Consider the following 23168-nt stretch of genomic DNA (forward strand, 5'->3'; position numbering starts at 1 on the left):
CTAACTCGCTGATGGCGCAGCGTCGCCAAGCCAATGCATGAACGCTCCGACATGCTGAGCCCACAGATCAGGCCGGGTCATCGTGTAGTGGCCCGGTGACGACGCCGTTCCCTGTTGAACGACGTAGCGGCCCTGCTCGAGCTTCGGCACCACCGTCTGGAGGATCTGCAAACGATCGGGGTTGAACTCGTCATCGGAGAAGTTCAGGGCAAAGAGCTTCGTTTTGATTTTAAAAAGGCCGGGCTGCGGGTCGTAGCTGAATGACGACTTCAGCGAATAGAGGATGTCATTCGGATCGACGTGCTCGGCGGCAAAGCGGTTGGTGGCCAGGAACTTGTCTGCCGCGTTTTCGTCAGGCACTTCCTGCTGCAACGCCGGTGCGCTGTCGATCATCATGCGCAGGATGCCGTAGCCGGCGATCCACCCGCGCGGTGTCTCGGTGTAGTCGCCATTTTTCCAGTCCGGGTCGGTGCGTATCGCGTCGACGACCATGCGCCGCCAGAGCAGATTGCGGCCCGAGACCGGAATCGGCAGCGACACGACGGGCATCGCGCCATCCATCATCTCAGGGTACGTTTCGGCCCACTGCCACGCGTTCATGCCGCCCATCGACATGCCGATTACCGCGTGCAAATGTCGAATGCCCAGCGTTTGCGTGACCACCTTGTGCTGAAGGTCGACGATATCGTTGTAGTTGTAATTCGGGAATTTGGCTTTGAGGCCATCGCTGGGCTTGCTCGATTGACCGTGTCCTACGCTGTCGGGAAAGATCAGGTAATAGCGACGGCTGTCGAGCGGTTTGCCGGGGTCGTAGAGTGCTTTGGTATAGGTCGGGCTTAACAATGCGCGACTGTCGGCACCCGTCCAGTGCAGGACAAGCACCGCGTTATCGATTTCGCCCTTTGCGTCGCGGTGCGGTGTACCCAGCGTTGCGTAATGAATCTTGACACTCGCGAGCGTTTCGCCGTCCTCGAAGCGGTAGTGGTCGAACAGCGCATCGCCTTGCACGGCAGCCGGATTGACCTGCCTGTCCCACGTGGCCGCTTGGGGAGCGGATTGCGCGAATGCCGTATGAGCGGCGAAGGATGTGAAACACAGAAAACCTGATACGACGCTCGCGGCGGCGCGAGCACGGTGAAACACCATGGCAGTTTTTCCTTGCGTGATGGAATGTGATGCTCGGACTGACGGCGCCGCCAACCTCCCGGTTCGACGACGCCGTCTCTTGGTCTCTTGACTAGAACCTGACCGGTGCAGCCTTCAGCGGATGTTCGATACCCGCGCGTCGACGAAGCAGATCGAAGGCAAAGATGTGACTTGCTCCGGAGATGCCGACGCCATACAGCGGAATCAATGCCATCGGCAAAGTCTGGATCGCGGCCATGCGGGGATCGTTGTGGATGAAATAGGTCAGCCCTGTTCCGACGGCCAGAACGAAGTCAGCAAATCCAAAGAGATGAAACGCCAGATAGCGGTTGCGGCTCTCGGGAAGCATCAGCACGCCGAGCGCGAAGAAGCCTGCGAGAAGGTCACCCCATCCCGCGTTTCGAACGAAAGCCTCGGGGAGAAAGTTGTAGGCGCCGTACCAGAAGAACACCAGCGCAGCCGCAATTCGCCAGACATGAAAGGCCGTGATCGGACGCAAGCCAACCATGTCGATGTAGCTCCGAAAGCCCTTTGACATCGCATAGACGATCACCGGCACGATGATGCCCAAGGCGATGATCGGCGCGATCAGCAGCGGGTAAATCGACTGATACACACCCTCGTGAGCCGCGATCGCAACGGCGACTCCCCAGGCGATCAATACGCTCAACAACATGCGTGTGCCGCGGCTTTTGCGGCGTTGCATTGCTTGATCCATGACATCGCTCCTGCATATGTGTTTATACACACATCAACGTATGAAAATGCCCGCGTGAGCGTCGACGCTCATAGCACGCCCTGTCGCTTGTCTTCGGACACCTTGAGCAGCGGCGGCGCCGTGTACATCTTTTCAGGCTGCACCCTTTCCCAAAGACTTCCCTTGCCTTGCGCGCGGCCCAGATCGTCTTCCCGCCTGAGCCACTCTTCAACGGTACGGATTCGATTCGGATGAATCTCGTCGAGCAACGCGTAGTCCCGCTGCACGACACCGTATTTCCAGATGTTCCAGAAGCCCGTGAAGTTATCGCGGAAGCTCATCGTGCTCTTGTCGCTGGGGTCGGCGTTGTACCCCGCCGGCTTGTCGGCAGCCATCCGCAGCGGTCCATTCCAATAGGTATCGACGTCGGTGTCGATGTATCGCGCAGGATGTCCGGTGACTTTCTCGAATGCCGCAGCAAGCGCGCGATAGTCGACATGCTCGATCGCGACCTCGAGATTCATGCCGTTCGCACGCTCAGGGTTGTCGAAGAGCCAGCGAACATAGTGGCCGCAATCGTCGAGCGCGACGTGCGGCACGGCACCGTTGCCGAGCGGCACTCGCCAGGTCACGACGCCGTCTTCCACGGCAGGCGTCATGGGCGTCATCGCCGAAATGGCCATTTCCATATACGGCCCGGTCGTGAAGACCGCGGCGCCCATGCGGTTTCGATTGGCCTCGTTCTGCATAAGGATCCATTCGCCAATACGGCCCTTCCCGTCGTAGTGGCCGGCGCGGAATTTCGAGTCGTAGCCGGCTTTCTTCAATGCGTAGTCCAGATTCCCGTAGACGAAGAATTTCACGCCTTCTTCGATGGCGATTTCATAGCTGCGGATCGCCCAATAGATTTCGGTTTTCTCGCCCGTATTGAAGCCGTCGATATTGATGTAGGCCCCATCGCAGCCGCGAAACCCTTCGCGCAATACGGCCTCATCGGCAAATGTCCCCTCAAGCAGCGAAACGTTGCCGAGGGCCAGCAATGACTTCGCTCGCCGGGAGTCCGGATAGCGTGTGAGCGCGCGGACTGAATATTGTTGGTCGGCAACGAGTGCGCTGATCACCGGTATGCCCTGCGCGCCGGTGCCGCCAACGACAAAGATCTTGGAACGTGCTTCTGAATGCATGGTGTCTCCGCGGAAATTCCTGAACGCGCGGTCCCGACGGCCGCAAACGCGCAGCCCGTCGGGGTCGCGATAACCGACGCAATGCACTGCGCCATACGGCACGCGTGTTGTATCTCGCCAGTCACTCTCATAATAAGAGCAACTACCGAGTCCTGCAAGCGACGCGTGTTTGACAGCGTCGCGGCGCGTCATGCGAAGGACGTGATCGATCGGCGACCGGTATCCGCAGGGAAATCCAGTGGCTCTTATAATGAGACCCACCGTAAGCGAAACGGTCCGCGGCGCAAACGGTCCGCGGGCACACAGGAAGCTTGTTGATGCGCTCAAAGGGATTTGATGGAATGGTCTGCTCGATCGCCGGCGTGATGGCCGCGATCGGTGATCGCTGGGGGATGCTGATCCTGCGGGATCTCATCCTCGGTCTGCATCGTTATGACGATTTTCGACAGTCGTCGGGCATCACGAACGCGACCCTCAGCGACCGTCTGAAACACCTTGAAGCGGGTGGCCTCGTCGAGCGTCGGCGCTATCAAGACAATCCGGAGCGGTTCGAATACTGGTTGACCACCAAAGGCCGGCAAGTCGCGCCGATCATGCCGGTACTGGCCAGCATCGGTGATCGTTGGCACGCGTCGGGCGCCTCCGCCCCGCCGATGAAATTCGTGAGTCGAAAGACAGGCGCCGACGTGGGGTGGAGTTTCGTCGATCTTCAGACCGGCGAGCGCCTGACGGGTCAGGACATCGCCATTCAGAACGGCCCCGGCGCGGACGAGCTGATGCGTTGGAGGATCTCCCATACCGAACAGGCTCGCGAAGATCAGAAAGCCGCGCCGGTCACTGCGCAAAAAGACGCGCCGGTCGTCCGCGCAAGAAAACGCAAGTCCTGACTACCGAGTCAAGGTGGAATCGAGGCCGCTTCACTGGCCTCCTCTGGCGCGCGCGGCTTCGACGATCGCCCTACGCTTGACCGGCCGGAACAATTGAATTGCCGCCATGCGCAAGCACGGTTTGCCCGATCGGGTCCAGAATAGACCCCAGGCCCGTTCACGCCCGAAGCATCCGGTCGTGGTCAATACGGCAATGGACGATCACCCGCAGGAAACCTATGAAACAACCGATCCGAATCGATTTTGTCTCCGACGTCGCGTGTCCGTGGTGTGCGGTCGGCCTGTCATCGCTTCAAACGGCGCTGGCGCGCCTGGGCGACACGGTCGATGCCGAACTCGTCATGCACCCTTTCGAACTGAATCCGAACATGCAGGACGAGGGCGAAGACCTTGTCGAGCACATCAGCAAGAAATACGGCCGTACGCCGGACCAGGTCCGGCAGGCGCAAGGCGAACTGCGTCAGCGCGGTGCCGCCGTCGGATTCACCTTCGGCACGCGCGAGCGCATCTACAACACGTTCGACGCGCACCGCCTGTTGCACTGGGCTGGCTTGAAGGGCAAGCAAGTCCAGCTTAAAGAGGCATTCCTGCAGTCCTATCATGGTCAGGGCAAGTCGACGAGCGATCACGACGTCCTGGTGGACGCGGTTGAATCGGTAGGCCTGGATGGTGCGGAAGCGCGCGCCGTTCTGCAAAGCGGTCAATACGGCGATGAGGTCCGTGACGAAGAGGCGAAGTTCCAGTCGCTCGGCATCAACTCCGTGCCGTCGATCATTTTCAACGAACGCTATCTGCTGACCGGCGCACAGCCCGCGGATGCCTTCGAAAAGGCCATTCGTCAAATCATGGCGGAATCCGTCGAAGAGAAATAGGTCGACGAGAAACCGTACCCATCGCTATTTCACTAGCGTCTTCAGTCCCCCGAAGGCCATTCGGGGGACGCTGCACCTTCACCAGGCGATCAAGCCGATCTCGCGAACGATGCCTATGCGACGCTCGGTCTGCACGCTCCTCGCCACGCACGCCGCTTGTGAGCGCAACGACTTGATCTATCCACAGCACGAAGCGGTTCTCCGGCTCGTTCGATTCGCCACACCCGCGGTACGGAATACGTAGTGCCGATGCGTCTTCACTACCAATTTGCATCGGTTTTGGGCCATTGCCTGCCGCTTCTGGGCCATCCGGTCGAAACCCGCCCATAACTCGTGTATCTAGGCTTAAGCAGCCTTTTTGAAGGCACTTTGTGATGACGAAAAATCGCTTGCACATATCTGCATTGTCAGAGATAGTTCGAGTCAGATATGCGAGGCGCTCGATGAGCCACCGTACCCAGAACGACTTTGAGAGGATCCAGAGCCTCGGCGTTACGCTCGGCAGAGCGCGCAACCTGGTGGCGGCGGAAGTCGATGCGGCATTGAAGGATGTCGGCATCAATTCCCAGCAACTCAGCATCCTGCTTGCGCTGTCGCGCAATGCGGCCGGGTCCGCGATCGGGCTCTCCCGAATGCTTGCGGTCGATCCGGCGCTGATGACTCGGGCGCTCGACAAGCTCGAGGCACGAGGGCTCGTACGACGCACGCGCAGCGAAACGGATCGTCGACGCGTCGATATCACCGTCACACAAGAAGGTCACGACGCCATCGCACGTTGCGAACGCGCCGCCCCCACCGAGCCCAACGTTCGACTCGCCCGCTTTACGAACCCCGAGATCGAGACCTTGGGCAGGCTGCTGGGCAAACTCGTCGATGGCTGAGGCCTTTTTTAAACACATATCTGATATGTCAGATATACCGGATATGTGTACTGAACCCCGAATCATTTGAATTCACCTCGAAGCACGATGAACCCCTCGACTAACGCGGGCGCACGACCGCCCCTGAGTGGCGCCAAGTTTGCCATCGGCACGTTTGCCGTCGCGCTTGCGACCTTTATGAACGTGCTCGACTCGTCGATCGCCAACGTGGCGATACCGACGCTCTCGGGCAACCTCGGCGTGTCGATCGACGAAGGCACCTGGGTGATCACGCTGTTCGCCGCGGCCAATGCCGTATCGATTCCGCTGACCGGCTGGCTGACTCAGCGCGTAGGGCAAGTGAAGCTTTTTGTATGGGCGATTCTGCTGTTCGTGCTGTCGTCGGCAGCGTGTGGCCTTGCGCCCAATCTCCCGATCCTGCTGGCTGCCCGAATCGTCCAGGGCGCTGTCGCGGGGCCGCTCGTGCCGCTTTCGCAAGCACTGCTGCTCGCGTCGTTCCCCAAACAAAAGAGTTCGAGTGCGCTCGCGCTATGGGCCATGACGGCGACCGTGGGCCCCATTGCAGGCCCTGCTCTCGGAGGCTGGATCACAGACAGCTATAGCTGGTCGTGGATCTTCTATATCAATGTCCCGGTCGGTCTGTTCGCAGCGGGCGTGATCTGGTCGGTCTATCGCGATCGCGAAACGCCGGCGCGCAAACTGCCGCTCGACAAGGCCGGGCTCTTCTCGCTGATTGCGTGGGTCGCTTCGTTGCAGATCATGCTCGACAAGGGACGCGATCTCGACTGGTTTGCCTCGCCCGTGATCTGGTGTCTCGCGATCGTCGCAGGCATCAGCTTTCTGTTCTTCCTGATCTGGGAGTTCACTGCAGACAAACCCGTCGTCGATTTGCGCCTGTTTTCACAGCGGAATTTCGCGGGCGGAACTGTAGCAATCTCAGTGGCGTATGCGATCTTCTTCGCCAACCTCGTGATCCTGCCGCAGTGGATCCAGGGCTTCCTCGGCTATCGCGCCGTCGATGCAGGGCTCGTGACAGCGCCACTCGGCATCTTTGCCGTGATTCTCGCGCCGATCATGGGCAAGAAGATCATGCCGCGCTCCGACATGCGCGTGCTCGCCACGCTCGCGTTCCTTGGCTTTGCGGGCGTGTTCCTGATGCGCTCGCACTATACGACCGATGTCGACCCCTTCACGTTGATACTGCCCACGCTGCTGCAGGGTATTCCTACGGCGCTGTTCTTCACGCCACTGACTGCCATCATCCTGTCGGGACAGCCGCCTGAAAAGATCCCAGCAGCGGCCGGACTGTCGAACTTCGCTCGTATCTTCGCGGGCGCGGTCGGCACGTCCTTGCTGAGCAATGGCCTGAACGACCGCACGATCCTCCATCACGCGAGGCTCATCGAGCAGACCAGCGCCACGAATCCGACGTTTGTCGATGCCATCACGCATTTGCAGACGACGCTGAACGCTTCACCCGCCAAGGCCAACGCGTTCTACGAAGCCTCGCTCAACGCACAGGCCACCATGCTCGGCATCAACGACATCTTCTGGATTTCGGCGGTGATCTTCGTGCTGATCATCCCGCTGATCTGGGTGACCCACCCGAGCAAGAACGCCGCCGCCGGCGCAGCCGGTGCGGGCGGGCATTGATTCAACCCAACAAGAACCCAAGAAAGATATGAAACTGCGGGTATCCCACTCGGGCCTTTGCGCGCCCGTGCTCAAACGCGGCGCGCCCATCGTCCTTGCAGCCATGCTCTCGGCGTGCGTGAACTACGCGGGCATTCATGGCGACCAGCACATCGCCCGAGGCGGTCAGTTCGAAACCGATCGGAGCCTCGCCGGTGAACAAGGTCACTGGCCGGCATCAGACTGGGTCGACCAGTTCGGCGACGCGCAACTCAAAGCGTTGATCGACGAAGCGCTCAAAGCCAACCCGACGATAGCGCAGGCTCAGGCGCGCATCGCCGAGGCGAATGCTTTCGCTCAATCGTCGAGCGCGGACCTGATGCCGCGCGTCAATGCGAGTTACTCGCTGACCCGCGAAGAATTCAGCGGCACCGCGATCGTGCCGCCACCGGCCCGGGGTCAATGGCGCACCGAAAACAACGGCCTGCTCAGCGCTTCGTACGATCTCGACCTGTGGGGGAAGAATCGCGAAGGGTGGAAGGCCGCCGTATCGGAGGCCAAGGCCAGCGAGGCCGACGCGGAAATCGTCAAGCTGACCCTGAGCACGTCCATCGCGCGCGCCTACAACGAACTCGCGCGGCTCTATGTGCTGCGCGACATCGCACAGCATGAACTCGATCGACGCAATCAGATCGACACGATTACTGCAGGTCGTATCGCAACGGGTCTCGACACGCAGGTCGAACGCAAGATCGCGCAAGCGAATGTGGCTGCGAGCGGCGCCTCGCTGAAGGCTATCGACGGCAATATCGTCACAACACGCTACGAACTGGCCGCGCTGATTGGCGCAGGCCCCGACCGTGGTCTTTCGATCAACCCGCCCGCTCTCGGCGTCGGCGACGATGTGCACCTTCCCGACAATCTGCCCGCCGACCTTGTGAGCCGACGGCCGGATATCGTTGCCGCACGATGGCGCGTGGATTCCCTCGTGCACGAGGTCAACAAAGCCAAGGCGGAGTTCTACCCCGACATCAATCTGAGCGTGGCTGCCGGATTCGACGCGTTCGGCTTCGGCGAATTCCTGAACGCCGCCAGTCGTACGGTGGCAGTGGGCCCGGCGATCCACTTGCCGATCTTCGATGCGGGAGCGCTGCGCGCGCAGCTGAAGGGACGCTACGCCGAATTCGATTACGCAGTCGCGACCTACAACCAGACGCTGATCGGTGCATTGACCGCCGTCGCCACGCGCCTCGCGCAGATTCGCTCGAGCGATGCACAGCTCGTCGACGCACACGTCGAGCAACAGAAGGCACAGGAAGCGGATCAAATCGCAATAGCCCAATACAAGGCCGGCATCGCCAATCAGCTGACGGTATTGAACGCCGACGTCACCGTACTGAACGCGGATCAGGCCGTCGCCAATCTCAAGATGAATCGCCGCGATCAGCAGATCGCACTCGCCTCGGCACTCGGTGGCGGATACGTCGACACGTCGACCGACACGCTCGCGCCTCCGGATTCCGCCATGCAGGCCCATCCCCCCTTTGTTGCCGCGCGCTGACCCCACGTCACGCGGCTCGTTTGCCCACCGGATAGAAAAACAGACATGAGTGAAACTTTCACGGCCGACAGTCAGACGGCAGATCACAAAGGCAGCCACGCAAGCAGTAGCCACGCACACGCTGCAGCGTCGGCCAAAACGATGCCGGCCAAACCGCCCGGGAAGCGCAAGGGCCTGCTGGTGCTTCTCGTCGCCGCCGTCATTGCCGGCGGTGCTGCCTATGCGGCGTACTACTTCAGCTATGGCCGATTCCACGAGGCCACTGACGATGCGTATGTCAGCGGCAATCTCGTGCAACTGACACCGCAAGTGACGGGGACCGTGGTCGCCGTGAATGCCGACGACACGCAAACCGTCAAGGCAGGCGATCCGGTCGTCGAGCTCGACGCGGCCGATGCAAAGATCGCACTGACGAACGCAGAGGCGGCACTCGGTCAGACCGTTCGCCGCGTGAGCAGTCTGTACGTGAACAACGACTACTACGCAGCGAATATCGCGCAACGGGAATCGGATCTGGTGCGAGCGCGCGACGATCTGCGGCGACGCGTGGCGATTGCCAACACCGGCGGCGTATCGGCCGAAGATATCGCGCATGCCCATGATGTCGTCAACACGGCGCAAGCCGCGCTTGATGCGGCACGGCAGCAGGCCAAGGCGAATCACGCGTTGACGGACCGCACAACGGTCGGGGAGCACCCGGACGTCCAGGCTGCGGCGTCGAAGGTCCGCGACGCTTACCTCTGGTACGCGCGCAACACACTACCCGCGCCCGTCACGGGCTATGTCGCAAAGCGCTCGATCCAGGTGGGTCAACGCGTCTCGCCCGGCACGTCGCTGATGGCCATCGTGCCGCTCGACGGCGTATGGGTCGACGCCAACTTCAAGGAAGTGCAACTGACGCGGATGCGTATCGGACAGCCCGTCACACTGACAGCGGATGTCTACGGGTCGAGCGTCGAGTATCACGGCAGGATCGAAGGCTTCTCCGCCGGAACAGGTGGGGCATTCGCCACGCTGCCGGCGCAGAACGCGACGGGTAACTGGATCAAGATCGTCCAGCGTCTGCCAGTGCGCATTCAGCTCGATCAGAAGGAGCTCGAAGCGCATCCGCTGCGCATTGGTCTGTCGATGCAGGTCAGCGTCGATACGCACGACGACTCAGGCACGCAGCTCGGTGCGGCCATCAACACGATGTATCGCACGGATGTCTTCGCGCAGTATGGCGCGCAGGCCGACGAAGAGATCGCAAAGATCATCGCACTCAATGCGATGGATCCGTCACGGCGCTAGTCGCCAACGATCGTTAGCCCGCTAACGGCCGCTGCCCCATTCGATTCATCCCTTATTGCGCAGCGGGCGTCGACGCGGGCAGCGTCTTGTCTTCCTTTTTCGACTGATCGTGCGCCGAGCTCTTGGACTTGAGCGCCTTCTTCTGCGCCGCACGCTGCGTATCCTGCATTTGTCGGGTGATCGGCGGTCCCGCTTGCGCGAGCGCCTCGCCAACGAGCATCGCTCCCGACACGACGCATATCGCGACCACCGGCACCGCCACGCGCAATCCGTTCATATCGCCCTCCCGGCGCAAGCGCGGACACGACGGCGCGATCGCATGCCGGCGTGTCAACGATTCGACATACAACTGGACCACTCTTGCACTTCTGCACGGCAAAACGCGCTGCCCTGCTGAACCGTCGGCGGCAGCTTGATCAATGCAAAGACAAGGATAGTCCATGGATGACTTGCCCACCTTAGCATCGCCAATCGACGTGGAGCCCGCGCGCAGCGGCCTCGGCGTTGCGGCACTGCAGCGCGATATCGTCGACAACCTGATCTGCCTGCAGACGCGCTATCCAGAGATCGCGACGCCGCACGACTGGTACATGGCGCTCGCCTACGCCGTGCGCGACCGGATGATGACGCGCCGCGTCGCCACCACTCACGCCTATGTGGCCCGCGGGGCCAAAGTCGCCTGCTATCTGTCCGCCGAGTTTCTGATCGGCCCTCAGCTCGGCAACAACCTGATCAACCTCGGTATCGAAACCAACGCGCGGCTCGCACTTCACGCGCTGGGCCAGGATCTCGATGCGCTGATCGCCATCGAAGAGGAGCCCGGCCTCGGCAACGGCGGCCTCGGACGCCTTGCCGCCTGTTATCTCGACTCGCTCTCGACCCTCGAGATTCCGGCGATCGGCTACGGCATCCGCTACGAATTCGGCATTTTCGATCAGGAGATCCGCGACGGCTGGCAAGTCGAAGTCACCGACAAATGGCTGCAGAAGGGCAACCCGTGGGAAATCCTGCGTCCGGATGTGGCGTTCTATGTGAACTTTGGCGGAAGGACAGAGCAAGGTACCGACGCTCAGGGCCGCTTCGTCGTTCGCTGGATTCCGGCCTATACGGTCAAGGGTGTCGCGTGCGATACGCCGATGCCGGGTTTCCGCGTCAACACATGCAACACGCTCAGACTCTGGAAGAGTGAAGCGGTCGAGTCGTTCGACCTGCAGGATTTCAACGCCGGCGATTACTACGAGGCCGTGCACGAGAAGGTCCGGTCGGAAACGCTATCGAAGGTCCTCTATCCGAACGACGAGCCTGAAGCCGGCAAGCGCCTGCGGCTCGCGCAGCAGTACTTCTTTGTCTCGTGCTCGCTGCAGGACATGCTGCGCTTGCTCGAACTCAAAGGCGAGCCCGTTGAACGCCTGGCCGAGAATTTCACGGCGCAGCTCAACGATACGCACCCGTCGATCGCCGTCGCCGAACTGATGCGTCTGCTCGTCGACGAACGTCAGATGCCGTGGGACGACGCATGGGAAATCACGCGCCACACGCTCGCCTATACCAATCACACCTTGTTGCCCGAAGCGCTGGAAACATGGGGGCTGCCCCTGTTTCAAGGTCTGCTGCCGCGACTCCTCGACATCATCTACGAAATCAATCGCCGCTTTCTCGACGAAGTCAGGCAACGCTTCCCGGGCGACGACGCACGGATCGCGCGCATGTCGATGATCGACGAGCACGGAGAGAAGCGCGTTCGCATGGCGAACCTCGCCACCGTCGGCAGTCATGCCGTCAATGGCGTTGCGGCATTGCATTCGAAGCTGCTCGAACAAACCGTGCTGCGCGACTTTGCCGAGATGTGGCCCGAACGGTTTCTCAACGTCACCAACGGCGTGACGCCTCGGCGCTTTGTCTCGCTAAGCAACCCCGGCCTCGGCACACTGCTCGACGAAACGATTGGCGAAGGCTGGGTGACCGATCTCTCGAAGCTTCGCAAGCTCGAAACGCACTCCGGCGACGCCGCGTTTCAGGATCGCTGGCACCGCGCGAAGCAAGCCAACAAGGACAGGCTCGCGGCCAATATCCGTAGCGCGACCGGCATCGTGGTCGACCCTTCGGCGCTCTTCGATATTCAGGTCAAACGGATCCACGAATACAAGCGCCAGCATCTAAACGCATTGTTTATCGTTGCGCTTTACTTGCGTCTGCGACGCGACCCGCACCTTGCACTGACACCGCGCTGCTTTGTCTTTGGCGGCAAGGCCGCGCCCGGCTATGCAATGGCCAAGCTCATCATCCGCCTGATCAATGGCATCGCCGAGGTCGTCAACAACGACCCCGTCGTGGGCGATCGCATCAAGGTCGTGTTCTTCCCCGATTTCAACGTGAGGAATGCGCACTTCATTTATCCGGCCGCCGACCTGTCCGAGCAAATCTCCACGGCCGGAAAGGAAGCGTCGGGCACGGGCAATATGAAGTTCATGATGAACGGCGCACTGACCATCGGCACGCTGGATGGCGCCAATGTCGAGATCCGCGAGGAAGTCGGCGACGAGAATTTCTTCCTGTTCGGTCTGACGGCGGACGAAGTGGCGCGCGTAAAAGCAGAGGGTTATCGTCCGGGCGACTACGCTAATTCGAATGACACGCTGCGCGAGGCGCTCGATCTGATCGCCAGCGGACACTTCTCGCGCGGCGATCGCGAGATGTTCCGGCCGCTTGTCGACAACCTGCTGTATGCGGATCCGTTCCTGGTGCTCGCCGACTACGCGTCGTACGTGGCGCGCCAGGAGGACGTCAGCGCCGCCTGGCAAGAGCCGCAGCGCTGGACCCGCATGTCGATCCTCAATACCGCCTACTCGGGCAAGTTCTCTTCGGATCGTGCGATCGCGCAGTATTGCCAGCAGATCTGGAACGTGCGGCCGGTGAAGATCGCGCTATGAGAAGAACATGGCGACGCGCGTGAACAGCAACTTGAAGAGGAACGACGGCGGAAACGTCCGATAGCTCGGCGGGTCTGTCGCCAGTGGCCCCGGTTTCGGCCGGAATCGGGTCTGGATATGCATCTGTATCGGAGGCGCCGCGCCTTGCACGCGTCTCCGATACGCAGATATCCAATGACCCTTTTCGAAGTCCGCGTACATCGCTGAGTTGCAGCAGCCGGCGACGACGCGCTTGGTCGGCGACTCTGCCTGCAGACGCATGTCACGCAGCCACTCGGCACCCTTCGTACATGTGAAGCGGTCGCGGCGATACAGCACGTAGGCCGTTCCTCCGTCGCGCTCCGCGACGGGCGCGGCGCCGGGAAGCATCTCGATCAGACGAGCGCCTCGCTGGCAATCGTCGCAATGGCACACTGTCGTCACGATGGGCGTCCCGGTTGCCTGGCATTCCACCTTTCCACATGAGCACGCTATACGCATTGTTGTCATTGAGGTCGTCCCTGGTTTCCGGCGACGTTGAACATAGCATGACGTTGAGCCTCGTGTGAACACGCCGGCTGACCGTGACGTGACAGCGGCATGGCGCAGAGTGCTAATCCCCTATAGATCCCGGGCAACAGGTTGACTGACGTTCAGGCTTTGGCACACTTCGGGGATTACCCAACCCAGCCTCGTCGCCATGACCGCAATCCGATTGCGTGTGTTTGCCGTTTTTTCGCTCGGCTATTTCGTTTCGTACCTGTTTCGTGGCGTCAACCTGGGCTTTGCGCCCTTTCTGACCAAAGAGCTGGGGTTGACTGCAACCAACCTGGGTACGCTTACGAGCCTGTACTTCCTCGGCTTCGCGGGCGCGCAGATTCCCGCAGGCGTCTTGCTCGATCATTTTGGCGCCCGGCGCGTGACCTCGTCGGTCATGCTGTTCGCGGCAGCGGGCGCGGCCTGCTTCGCGCTGTCCCACAGCATGCCGGGCCTGATGCTCGGGCGATTGCTGATTGGTGTTGGCGCGTCGGTCTGTCTCGGCGGTGCATTCAAGGCGACGGCGCAGTATTTTCCCGTCGCTCAGCTGACGTTGATCAACGGCCTCGTGATGGCGGTCGGCGGTCTGGGCGGCGTGGCCGTCGGCACGCCGCTGACGCGGTTGTTGATGGTCATGCCCTGGCGGTCAGTCGGTCTGGGCCTCGCGATTTTCACGGCCTGCGTCGCAGCCACGATCTGGATCGGTGGGCCACGGTCCGGCCCCAATGCATCGCGCGCAACGGTGGCTGACCAGTTCAGGGGCACGCTGCACATTCTCAGAAGCCGCGCGTTCTGGAAAGTGGCGACGTTCTCCGGTCTGACACAGGCGGTGTTCTACGCGATGCAATCGCTTTGGGTCGGCGCGTTTCTCCGCGATGTCGTACCGTCGACCGCGGCGAACGGTACGGCGCGAATCGGAGCGATGATCTCGGTCCTTGGCGCAGCCTTTATCGCCGGAAATATCGGCTTCGGCGCGCTCGCGCGAACCTTCGAACGACGGGGTGTTCGAGTGCAGATCTTCTCCGGCATCACCATGCTGCTGTACGTCGTCGTGCAGGCCTTGCTCGCCGCGCGCGTCCCGGTCCCGGAACCCGTCCTGTGGGCCGCCTACGGCGCATTGGGCGGCACCGGGATCCTGACCTACACGGTGCTCGCCGAATACTTTCCCGCCAGCCTGCTGGGCCGCGCCAACACGACGTTCACCCTGGTGATCTTCGTCGGCATTTTCGTTGCCCAGAACGCAATTGGTGCCGCCTTGAGTCACTGGCCGATGGTCGACGGCCACTATCCGGCCGTCGCGCATCAAACGGTGTGGGCGGCCCTTGTCGTGATCCAGCTCCTCGGCGCGCTGTGGTACTTCGTGCCGGGCCGAAAAGCATCGTCCACGGCGGCACCCGTATAGTCATCGCTCGCGCCTTCGATTCGATCCGGCCAGGATCGGGTTGGAGGGGCCCTACAGAAGGCATACAAAGGTATGCCCGACCTCTCGATTGGTTCGAGTCGGCTCACCACGCCATGCCGGCGCGCGGCGTGAGCCATTGCAAAAATACGCTTTTGCATCAAGCAGATATCTCACCCGGAAAGCGTCTGACGGTGAGGTCTGCGCGTCCGTCATCGCTCTGCGACGCCATTCAAGCGTGTGCATCATGAAAAGCGTTGGCACGCGCGTCACCCTTCGCAGCGACCAATGCGGTAGCGACACATGCGTGCGCTCGCACCGCCCCATCGATCAGTGATACTGAATAACCGGGAACACCTCCCTGAGGCGCGATAGCGTCATTCACGCGAATGATTCCCGGCAGGAGCTTCCATGCCGGACGATACCCTTCTCCCCCTGCCTTCACGCCGTCGTGTCATCGGCACGGCTGCTGCCGCGATCGCGGCCAGCATGCTAAGCCGCATGTCGTTCGCCGACACCTCCATCACGTCGGTGGCGCAGTCAGCGAGCGGCGGCAAGACTGCGATTAGACCGCTGCGCATTCATGCATCGGACGCGCAGCTTGCCGACCTGCGCAGACGCGTCAAAGCCACGGTATGGCCCGAGCGCGAGACGGTCACCGATGCCTCCCAGGGCGTGCAGCTCGCCACGATGCAGCATGTTGCGCAGTATTGGGACACGCAATATGACTGGCGCAAGGTCGAGACACGGCTCAATGCCCTGCCGCAATTCGTGACCGAGATCGACGGGCTCGATATTCACTTTATCCACGTGCGATCGAAGGAATCCGGCGCACTGCCGATGATCGTCACCCACGGCTGGCCCGGGTCCATCATCGAACAACTGAAGATCATCGGCCCGTTGACCAACCCTGCCGCGCACGGCGGTACCGCCGCCGATGCATTCGACGTCGTCATCCCGTCGCTTCCGGGCTATGGATTTTCGGGCAAGCCAACGGCCACGGGATGGGACCCGGCTCGTATCGCAAAGGCATGGGTCGAACTCATGAGTCGGCTCGGTTATACGCGCTATGTGGCCCAAGGCGGAGATTGGGGTAACGCCGTCACCGAGCAAATGGCGCTGCTCACGCCGCCGGGCTTGCTCGCCATTCACACGAACATGCCGGCGACCGTGCCGGACGATATCGCCAACGCACTCAAAGACGGCAACCCGCCGCCGGCAGGCTTGTCGCCCGATGAGAAGCACGCCTACGATCAACTCGACTCCTTCTACAAACACGGACTCGGCTACGCCGAGGAAATGGCCAACCGCCCGCAGACGCTCTACGGGATCCAGGACTCCCCGATCGGCCTCGCGGCATGGATGCTCGATCACGACGCCGCAAGCCAGGCATTGATCGCGCGCGTGTTCGACGGCGCCTCCGAAGGCCTGACGAAGGACGACGTGCTCGACAATGTCACGCTGTACTGGCTCACGCAAACGGGCGTCTCTTCCGCGCGGCTCTATTGGGAAAACAAATTCGTATTCTTTGCGCCCAAGCATGTGACGCTCCCCGTCGCGGTCAGCGTGTTTCCGGACGAGATCTATTCAGCGCCGCAAAGCTGGGCGGAGAAAGCGTATCCGAAGCTGATTCACTACAACCGGCTTCCCAAGGGCGGGCATTTCGCCGCGTGGGAACAGCCGCAGACATTTACCGAAGAGGTCCGTGCAAGCTTCCATTCGTTTCGTTGAGTGTGTCGTTCATTGTTTTGTTGAATGTTTGAGTGAATGTTGGGTTGAATGTCGTGCTGGATGGCGGCCTGGTTGACTCACTAACTCGCTGCCTCGCTGCCTCTTTCACACCTGGCACCTTCGATAAGGGATGACACTTCAGGGCGACAACACCTTGAGGCATCATTCGCCTGGTAGCCTGCGGGCTGCAGGACTCGGGATAACTCGGGATAACAACCGCTCTTATCGGAGGTGCACCTTGAGCTTCGCCACAGCACGCGCATTGATCGACGCTTTGCAGTCCCGCAAGGTCTCCGCGGTCGAATTGTTCGATGACGCGGTGGCGCGCATCGAACGCCATGACGGGCAAATCAATGCGGTGGTGGTCAGAGACTTCGAGCGTGCGCGCCAGAGTGCCGTCGATGCCGACGCCGCGATCGCGCGCGGTGAGCGTCGACCCTTGCTCGGCCTGCCGATGACGGTCAAGGAATCGTTTGACGTCATCGGCATGCCAAAAACCTGGGGCCTGCCCGGCACAGGCAGCGTCAAAGCTTCCGATGAGGCGGTCGCCGTCCAGCGGCTCAGGCAGGCCGGTGCCGTGATCATCGGGAAGTCCAATATTTCGACCATGCTGTCGGACTGGCAGTCGTATAACGCGGTCTATGGGGTGACGAACAACCCCTGGGATCTCGCGCGCACGCCAGGCGGATCGTCAGGCGGATCTGCAGCGGTGCTGGCTGCGGGGTTCGTCCCGCTGGAACTCGGTAGCGACATCGGTGGTTCCCTGCGCGTGCCGGCTCATTGCTGCGGCATCTACTCGCACAAGCCGACCCATGGCCTGATCCCGCTGCGAGGCGCCGCGCCCCCGGGCGTACCGACGCTGTCGATCGGTGTCGATCCGGACCTTGTCGTCGCGGGCCCGATGGCGCGAAGCGCAGGCGATCTCGCTCTGGCACTCGATGTCCTGGCCGGTCCGGATGACGCCGAGGCGATCGCCTATCGGCTCAGTCTCCCCGCGCCGCGGCACACGCGTCTTGCGGACTTCAAGGTCTTTGTATTCGACGACCATCCGATGATGCCGCTGTCGGACGAGGTGCGGACCGCGACACAACGTTTCAGGGAACGGCTCGAGCATGCCGGCTGCACGGTCTCGTCGAAGAGCGATCTGCTTCCGGATCTCGAGACCGTAATGCGCACGTTCGGGCAGCGGCTGCTCGGATTTATCGGCGGCAGGATGCCGCCGCAGCAATACGAGGCGATTCGGGCGCGCGTGGCTGGACTGGCAAAGACGGATACGAGCGACGCGGCGATGGAGCAGCGCAACCTCGTGCTCAGCCACCGTGACTGGCTCGAGGCCGATAGCGCGCGCACGGGGGTGCTTCACCAATGGCGTCAGTTCTTCAAGCAATGGGATGTGGTGGTGTGTCCGATCCTGCCGGTGCCCGCTTACCGCCACGACCACTCGGATATGTCGACCCGGACGCTCGAGATCGACGGCACACCGTATCCGTACACGATTCAGGCGGTATGGCAGTGCGTCGCCACGCTGCCCGGACTTCCATCGACGGCCTTCCCTGTGGGTCTCGGAGCGAGTGGACTGCCGATTGGCCTGCAAGCGATCGGACCTTACCTCGAAGACCGTACGCCGATCGCCTTCGCCGAACTCGTCGAGCAGGCATTCGGCGGCTTTGTGCCGCCTCCGGCGTTCTCGCAGGTCTGAAGCCGGAGCATTGAAACCGTCCGGCCGGACAACGACACATCCAGGCCCATGCGCCGTGAAGCGGGTGCCGAACCTCGCACCCTTTTCGCTTAAGCGGCGACTCGGTGCGCGAGGCTCGACAGTCCGAAGCGGATATCAATCGTCGCGACGCATTCCGAAATCGGCGCGTTGTAGGCGTGAACCACGAGGTCGGGATTCAACGGACGCTCATACGGCGCACTGATACCGGTGAACGACGGAATGTCGCCCGCTCTCGCCTTGCGGTACAGCCCTTTCGGATCGCGTCGTTCGCACTCGGCGATGGGCGTGGCCACCCAGATTTCCTTGAACGGGGCGCCGACGATTTCGCAGGCCATCTCCCGGTCTTCGCGATACGGCGAAATCAGCGCGGCGATCGCAACGATGCCGCGCTCGTTGAGATCGCGGCAGAGCACCGCGGCGCGCCGGATGTTTTCGCGGCGATCCTCGCGCGAGAAACCGAGATCTGCACAGACCGTGTCGCGCAAGACATCGCCATCGACAATTTCACACGCGAGGCCGTGAGCGCGAAAGAACGTCGCGCTCGCAGACGCGAGCGTCGATTTCCCCGAGCCGGAGAGGCCGGTGAACCAAAGGGTCTGTGCCGTGATCATTTATTCGAATTCCTGAACGCTGGCAACGACCGCTTTACTGACTGAACAGCGGACGTGCGCCCCGCTTTGCGCGCGGCACGCGTCGCCCGCGCACTCCGCGCGCGTCGTCTGCTACCACCGGGTCTGCCCGCGTTGCCCATCGCGCAGACCGCCTCTTATTACGCTCTAACGGAAGGCCGAACAGGGAACTTGAGGCTTCGATGAAAAAAAGCACGCCGGGTGCGAGTTCGTTCGTTCACCGAACACGCCGAGCGTACCCCTGCAGATAAACAAAATAAAAATCGCTAAACGGCGACGTGTGCTGAATTTATTTTTTTACGGCTCAGGAATGACTGAATGTCACTGCATTGGATACCGGATAGGGGCTTTCACTTAGCAGATCCAATCAATTGCCAATCGCCAGCCTTAAATTAATCAGTCAGGATTACCTGATTTCAATAAATCGATCTAGAAATCTCATAACAATCAATGCGATAGACCTTCCATGCGGTTGAACCCACCGCATTTGCGCGACCGCAACAACAGCACAGCACGCTATCAAGTTTATTTGTAACAAACCGTTAAGAGCATCCACGGACGGGCCACGTTGTGGTCGCCCGCGGGTATCAGGCAATCAAGAATTCATTTCGGCTCAAATCGGAATTCATTTCCGGATTTCGACGATTTGCGTTTCCTCACGTTTTCAGACGCGGGATTGGCCGGGCTTACTTTGCGACGTCCCATCACTCTGGAACTAAGGAAGACTAATGAATCGTTGTTATCGGGTTGTCTGGAGCGCGCGCCGCAATGCATTTGTGGCAGCGGCCGAGAACGTCAAGGGCCATGGCAAGACCAAGTCGAAGGCGGCCATCGTTCAAATCGCAGTCGCGAGCGCCGTGTTGGCGATGGCGGGTGAAGCGGCCGCCACGCCGGTTTGCTCCGGGTCGACGACCACGATTTCGGGCACGATGTCACAGACCTGCACGCTGTCCAGCGCCGGGCAGAATGTGGTCGTCACATCGACCGGCACGATCAACGGGTCGGGGGGCAACGCGGTCAGCGTCAGCGCGAACACGACGGTCGGCTCGATCAACAACGCAGGCACGATCGAGAGCAATACCGAAGGCTCGACGGCACCCATCGTCGTCTACGGTAATCTCGGGGGCGGCCTGATCAACAGCGGCACGATCGCCAACACCGATCTCGCGCCGACCTACACGACGCAGGTCTTCACACTCGAGGGCGGCTCCACGGTCAACGGCATCGTCAACACGGCCTCCGGGACCATGAGCGCGTATCAGTCCGTGATCCGCGGCACGAATGCCACGATCACGGGCGGCATCACGAACGCAGGTGTGCTCAGCGCGCGCTATTTCCCGATCATCCTCAACAACATTCAATTCACCGGCAATCTGACGAACACCGGGACGATTGACGCGACGGACGGCGGCACCGCAGTCGGTGTGTCCGGCGGACCGATGCAGGGCAGCATCGTCAACTCCGGCATGATCCACGTCGGTGGCACGAGCGGCACGGCCATCGCGGTGAACAGCGGCAGCGTGATCACCGGCGGCATCACGAACACGGGGGCGATCAGCAGCAGCGGAATCGGCATTTCCCTGGGCGACGCCACGCTCACGCAGGGCATCGTCAACTCAGGCACCATCTCGGGCGGCTCGGGCGCGGGCATTTTCGTCGGCGGCGCCGTTACAGCGAACATCGTGAACTCCGGCACGATTGCCGGCGCGTCCGGCATCACGGTCGGTGTCCCGTCCCATGTCGACGACTACAGCTTCTTCTGGGGCGGCTCGTCGGTCACGGCAAACAGCGTCCCATCCTCTACGCTCACGGGAAGCATCTCGAACAGCGGCACCATCCGCGGCACGTCTGGCGCCGGCATCAGCCTGTACGGCGGCATCCTCAACGGCTCGATCTCCAACGCCGCCGGCGCATCGATCATCGGCGCGACCAACGGTATCGAGATCGCCGCGGGCAACTGGACGTCGACGTACTACTACACGTCCGGCAGCAGCGTCACGCTGGCCCGGGCCGGCGTCAGCGGCACCGCTGCCGCGGGCATGACGGGCAGCATCACGAACAGCGGCCTGATCCAGGGCGGCACGAACGGCATCCTGATCGATCATTCGACGATCCTTGGCGGCATCGCGAACACGGCAAGCGGGACCATCACGGGCGGCACCAACGGCGTCAGTATTGCCGGCGGCACGGTCCAGGGCTCGCTGTCGAACGCTGGGCTCATCCATGGCGGCAGCGCAGGCGTCAGCGTGACCTCGGGTGCCACCATCGCCGGCGGCATCGTCACCAGCGGCACGATCTCGGGCGGAACGAACGCGATCTACGTGAGCGCCGATTCGCACGTCAGCGCCATCACAGTCGAAGGCACGACCGCGCGACTCGTCGGCAACGTCGATGCGCCATCAACGGAATTCGATCTGGTGAGCGGCGCCGTGTTCACGAGCGAAGGCACGTTTGACGTGTCGCGCTTCAACGTGGCTGCAGGCAGCGTCTTCAACATGGCCAACGGCGTCGAAACCGTGAATGGTTTCTACAACAACGGCACAGTCGGCGTCGGCAGCACCGCTCAGACGGTGACGGGCAACTATACCCAGGCCTCCGGCGCAGTCTTCAAGATCAACCTGCCGAGCGCGACCTCCGGTTACGGCCGTCTGGCCGTGACCGGCAACGCATCGATCGCCAATGGCTCAGTGGTCAACGTCAACGTCGTCGGTTCGCCGGTCATCACCAATGGAGCCGTCGTACAAGGCGTGATCTCTGCGCAAGGCAAGCTGAGCGTCGACCCGACCGCGATCACGGTCACGGACAACAGCGCGCTGTATGACTTCACCGCGTCGACCAGCCGCGATGCGCAGGATCTCGACCTTGTAGCCAAGGCGAACTCGGCCGGGATCTCCCAGTCCGTGCTCGACAACCACATGAACGTGGCAACAGGCGCGGCCAATTCGCTGCAGCAGATTTTCAACAGCGGCTCGTTCGGAGCGATGCAGCCCGTGTTCGACCGCCTGTCGACGATGAATTCCGCACAGGTCGCAAGCGCCGTCACGCAAACGCTGCCGGCCGTGACGGGGGCGACATCGCAAGCGGGCATGAACGCGCTGCACAGCATGAACAAGATCATCCAGTCGCGCAACGAGTCGAACCACGGCTTGTCGTCGGGTGACGCCACGCCCGACCGCTTCCTCTGGGTGCGTGCGTTCGGCGACCAGGGATCGCAGAACGACCTCGACGGCGTGAGCGGCTTCAAGTCGGACACCGGCGGTGTCGTGTTCGGTGGCGATTTGCCGGTGTCGGAGCACATGCGCGCGGGCGGTGCGTTCACCTACGCGGACAGCTCGATCCGCAGCACATCATCGGATGCGCCGAGCCACGTCAGCGTAAATACGTTCGAGCTCGTCGGTTATGCAAGCTACAACCTGAATCCGCTGACCGACATCAACTATCAGCTCGATATCGGCCGCAACGACGCAACGAGCCATCGCACGATCGGCTTTATGGGCTCGACCGCGACGGCCGACTTCAGCAGCATGGATGTCCACACGAGCGTCGGTATCGGTCACACGCTGGCGCTTGGGCAAACGACGACCGCAACGCCTTCGGTGCGCCTCGACTACACGTATATGCGCACGCAAGGCTATACGGAATCGGGAGCCGGCCCGCTCGATCTGAACGTCGACGCAAGCTCGTATCGCGAGCTCGTGCTGTCGGCTGACGCGAAGATGTCGCACAACTTCACGGATACGCTCAAGGTGCTCGCGAACGCTGGCGTCGGGTATGACTTCCTCAACAAGCAAGGTCAGACCTCGTCGATCTTCGTGGGCGGCGGCCCGGCATTCGTGACCAACGGCCTGTTCGCATCGCCGTGGATCTATCGTGCTGGCGCAGCCCTGATCAAGGACGGCAGCAAGGGCATCGAGTATTCGCTGCGCTATGACCTTGAAGCGCGTACCTCGGGGTACCTGAACCAGACGCTGTCGGCGCGCGTGCGCTGGGCGTTCTAAGAAGACGACCTTCTTCGCGCACAAAGACCCGCACCTCCCCGACGAGGTGCGGGTCTTTTTTTACTGCAACGCAAGTCCGCCGCGGAAGCATTGAC

At 61.6% G+C, this 23168-nt stretch carries 17 protein-coding genes; 11 read left to right on the forward strand and 6 right to left on the reverse strand.

All coding sequences use genetic code 11. The features are described from left to right. The 3 genes from ACMFWR_RS26100 to ACMFWR_RS26110 form a co-directional block, all read right to left on the reverse strand. The gene (locus tag ACMFWR_RS26100) at positions 1 to 1146 is read right to left on the reverse strand and encodes an alpha/beta fold hydrolase (protein ID WP_413195277.1); all 1146 of its coding nucleotides are present in this window, start codon (positions 1144 to 1146) and stop codon (positions 1 to 3) included. A gap of 91 nt (positions 1147 to 1237) precedes the next feature. Further along, complete coding sequence (locus ACMFWR_RS26105; RefSeq protein WP_413195278.1) at positions 1238 to 1864, reverse strand: hypothetical protein; 627 nt, start codon at positions 1862 to 1864, stop codon at positions 1238 to 1240. A gap of 68 nt (positions 1865 to 1932) precedes the next feature. Then, positions 1933 to 3027 (reverse strand): NmrA family NAD(P)-binding protein, encoded by a 1095-nt coding sequence (locus ACMFWR_RS26110; protein ID WP_413195279.1) that lies wholly within the window; start codon positions 3025 to 3027, stop codon positions 1933 to 1935. Between the two features lie 341 nt (positions 3028 to 3368). Here ACMFWR_RS26110 and ACMFWR_RS26115 point away from each other — a divergent pair, with 341 nt between their 5' ends. From ACMFWR_RS26115 to ACMFWR_RS26140, 6 genes are all read left to right on the forward strand, one after another. Further along, positions 3369 to 3914: a winged helix-turn-helix transcriptional regulator gene (locus ACMFWR_RS26115; protein ID WP_413195280.1), complete on the forward strand. Its 546-nt coding sequence runs from the start codon at positions 3369 to 3371 to the stop codon at positions 3912 to 3914. Positions 3915 to 4132: 218 nt separating this feature from the next. Continuing rightward, a complete protein-coding gene (locus ACMFWR_RS26120) occupies positions 4133 to 4786 on the forward strand; it encodes a DsbA family oxidoreductase (protein WP_413195281.1) in 654 nt (217 codons plus the stop codon). A 443-nt stretch (positions 4787 to 5229) separates the two neighbouring features. After that, complete coding sequence (locus ACMFWR_RS26125) at positions 5230 to 5667, forward strand: MarR family winged helix-turn-helix transcriptional regulator (RefSeq protein ID WP_413195282.1); 438 nt, start codon at positions 5230 to 5232, stop codon at positions 5665 to 5667. A gap of 87 nt (positions 5668 to 5754) precedes the next feature. Next, on the forward strand, positions 5755 to 7320 hold the full coding sequence (locus tag ACMFWR_RS26130) for a DHA2 family efflux MFS transporter permease subunit (RefSeq protein ID WP_413195283.1): 1566 nt from the start codon (positions 5755 to 5757) through the stop codon (positions 7318 to 7320). A gap of 28 nt (positions 7321 to 7348) precedes the next feature. Beyond that, a complete protein-coding gene (locus tag ACMFWR_RS26135) occupies positions 7349 to 8860 on the forward strand; it encodes an efflux transporter outer membrane subunit (protein WP_413195284.1) in 1512 nt (503 codons plus the stop codon). Between the two features lie 141 nt (positions 8861 to 9001). Next, on the forward strand, positions 9002 to 10150 hold the full coding sequence (locus ACMFWR_RS26140; RefSeq protein ID WP_413197352.1) for an HlyD family efflux transporter periplasmic adaptor subunit: 1149 nt from the start codon (positions 9002 to 9004) through the stop codon (positions 10148 to 10150). 52 nt (positions 10151 to 10202) lie between these two features. On the opposite strand, the gene ACMFWR_RS26145 is transcribed toward ACMFWR_RS26140, so the two are convergent. Then, positions 10203 to 10427 (reverse strand): hypothetical protein, encoded by a 225-nt coding sequence (locus ACMFWR_RS26145; RefSeq protein WP_413195285.1) that lies wholly within the window; start codon positions 10425 to 10427, stop codon positions 10203 to 10205. Positions 10428 to 10590: 163 nt separating this feature from the next. Between ACMFWR_RS26145 and ACMFWR_RS26150 the strand changes: the two genes are divergently transcribed. Continuing rightward, entirely contained in the window at positions 10591 to 13080 is a 2490-nt protein-coding gene (locus ACMFWR_RS26150) for a glycogen/starch/alpha-glucan phosphorylase (protein WP_413195286.1), read from the forward strand. Here ACMFWR_RS26150 and ACMFWR_RS26155 read toward each other — a convergent pair. Further along, positions 13075 to 13503, reverse strand: a complete 429-nt coding sequence (locus ACMFWR_RS26155; protein WP_413195287.1) for a hypothetical protein — start codon at positions 13501 to 13503, stop codon at positions 13075 to 13077. The two genes, ACMFWR_RS26150 and ACMFWR_RS26155, sit on opposite strands and share 6 nt — an antisense overlap. Positions 13504 to 13759: 256 nt before the next feature. Here ACMFWR_RS26155 and ACMFWR_RS26160 point away from each other — a divergent pair, with 256 nt between their 5' ends. The 3 genes from ACMFWR_RS26160 (at position 13760) to ACMFWR_RS26170 (ending at position 18425) form a co-directional block, all read left to right on the forward strand. Next, positions 13760 to 14998 carry an MFS transporter gene (locus ACMFWR_RS26160; RefSeq protein ID WP_413195288.1) on the forward strand — a complete coding sequence of 413 codons (1239 nt, stop codon included), beginning with the start codon at positions 13760 to 13762 and terminating at the stop codon, positions 14996 to 14998. A gap of 408 nt (positions 14999 to 15406) precedes the next feature. Continuing rightward, the gene (locus ACMFWR_RS26165; RefSeq protein WP_413195289.1) at positions 15407 to 16726 is read left to right on the forward strand and encodes an epoxide hydrolase family protein; all 1320 of its coding nucleotides are present in this window, start codon (positions 15407 to 15409) and stop codon (positions 16724 to 16726) included. A 238-nt stretch (positions 16727 to 16964) separates the two neighbouring features. After that, on the forward strand, positions 16965 to 18425 hold the full coding sequence (locus ACMFWR_RS26170) for an amidase (RefSeq protein ID WP_413195290.1): 1461 nt from the start codon (positions 16965 to 16967) through the stop codon (positions 18423 to 18425). An 89-nt stretch (positions 18426 to 18514) separates the two neighbouring features. Here ACMFWR_RS26170 and cysC read toward each other — a convergent pair whose 3' ends face one another. Next, a complete protein-coding gene (gene cysC / locus ACMFWR_RS26175) occupies positions 18515 to 19057 on the reverse strand; it encodes an adenylyl-sulfate kinase (protein ID WP_413195291.1) in 543 nt (180 codons plus the stop codon). A gap of 746 nt (positions 19058 to 19803) precedes the next feature. Between cysC and ACMFWR_RS26180 the strand changes: the two genes are divergently transcribed. Beyond that, the gene (locus tag ACMFWR_RS26180; RefSeq protein WP_413195292.1) at positions 19804 to 23073 is read left to right on the forward strand and encodes an autotransporter domain-containing protein; all 3270 of its coding nucleotides are present in this window, start codon (positions 19804 to 19806) and stop codon (positions 23071 to 23073) included. The last annotated feature ends 95 nt before the right edge of the window (positions 23074 to 23168 follow it).

The sequence above is a fragment of the Pararobbsia alpina genome, from assembly GCF_965118125.1.
In the GTDB taxonomy this organism is placed as follows: Bacteria; Pseudomonadota; Gammaproteobacteria; order Burkholderiales; family Burkholderiaceae; genus Pararobbsia; species Pararobbsia alpina_A.

What these genes read in the sequence shown, in the direction of transcription:
- ACMFWR_RS26100 (WP_413195277.1), bottom strand. Translation starts at nt 1,146, where the DNA reads ATGGTGTTTCACCGTGCTCGCGCCGCCGCGAGCGTCGTATCAGGTTTT.
- ACMFWR_RS26105 (WP_413195278.1), bottom strand. Translation starts at nt 1,864, where the DNA reads ATGGATCAAGCAATGCAACGCCGCAAAAGCCGCGGCACACGCATGTTG.
- ACMFWR_RS26110 (WP_413195279.1), bottom strand. Translation starts at nt 3,027, where the DNA reads ATGCATTCAGAAGCACGTTCCAAGATCTTTGTCGTTGGCGGCACCGGC.
- ACMFWR_RS26115 (WP_413195280.1), top strand. Translation starts at nt 3,369, where the DNA reads ATGGTCTGCTCGATCGCCGGCGTGATGGCCGCGATCGGTGATCGCTGG.
- ACMFWR_RS26120 (WP_413195281.1), top strand. Translation starts at nt 4,133, where the DNA reads ATGAAACAACCGATCCGAATCGATTTTGTCTCCGACGTCGCGTGTCCG.
- ACMFWR_RS26125 (WP_413195282.1), top strand. Translation starts at nt 5,230, where the DNA reads ATGAGCCACCGTACCCAGAACGACTTTGAGAGGATCCAGAGCCTCGGC.
- ACMFWR_RS26130 (WP_413195283.1), top strand. Translation starts at nt 5,755, where the DNA reads ATGAACCCCTCGACTAACGCGGGCGCACGACCGCCCCTGAGTGGCGCC.
- ACMFWR_RS26135 (WP_413195284.1), top strand. Translation starts at nt 7,349, where the DNA reads ATGAAACTGCGGGTATCCCACTCGGGCCTTTGCGCGCCCGTGCTCAAA.
- ACMFWR_RS26140 (WP_413197352.1), top strand. Translation starts at nt 9,002, where the DNA reads ATGCCGGCCAAACCGCCCGGGAAGCGCAAGGGCCTGCTGGTGCTTCTC.
- ACMFWR_RS26145 (WP_413195285.1), bottom strand. Translation starts at nt 10,427, where the DNA reads ATGAACGGATTGCGCGTGGCGGTGCCGGTGGTCGCGATATGCGTCGTG.
- ACMFWR_RS26150 (WP_413195286.1), top strand. Translation starts at nt 10,591, where the DNA reads ATGGATGACTTGCCCACCTTAGCATCGCCAATCGACGTGGAGCCCGCG.
- ACMFWR_RS26160 (WP_413195288.1), top strand. Translation starts at nt 13,760, where the DNA reads ATGACCGCAATCCGATTGCGTGTGTTTGCCGTTTTTTCGCTCGGCTAT.
- ACMFWR_RS26165 (WP_413195289.1), top strand. Translation starts at nt 15,407, where the DNA reads ATGCCGGACGATACCCTTCTCCCCCTGCCTTCACGCCGTCGTGTCATC.
- cysC (WP_413195291.1), bottom strand. Translation starts at nt 19,057, where the DNA reads ATGATCACGGCACAGACCCTTTGGTTCACCGGCCTCTCCGGCTCGGGG.
- ACMFWR_RS26180 (WP_413195292.1), top strand. Translation starts at nt 19,804, where the DNA reads ATGAATCGTTGTTATCGGGTTGTCTGGAGCGCGCGCCGCAATGCATTT.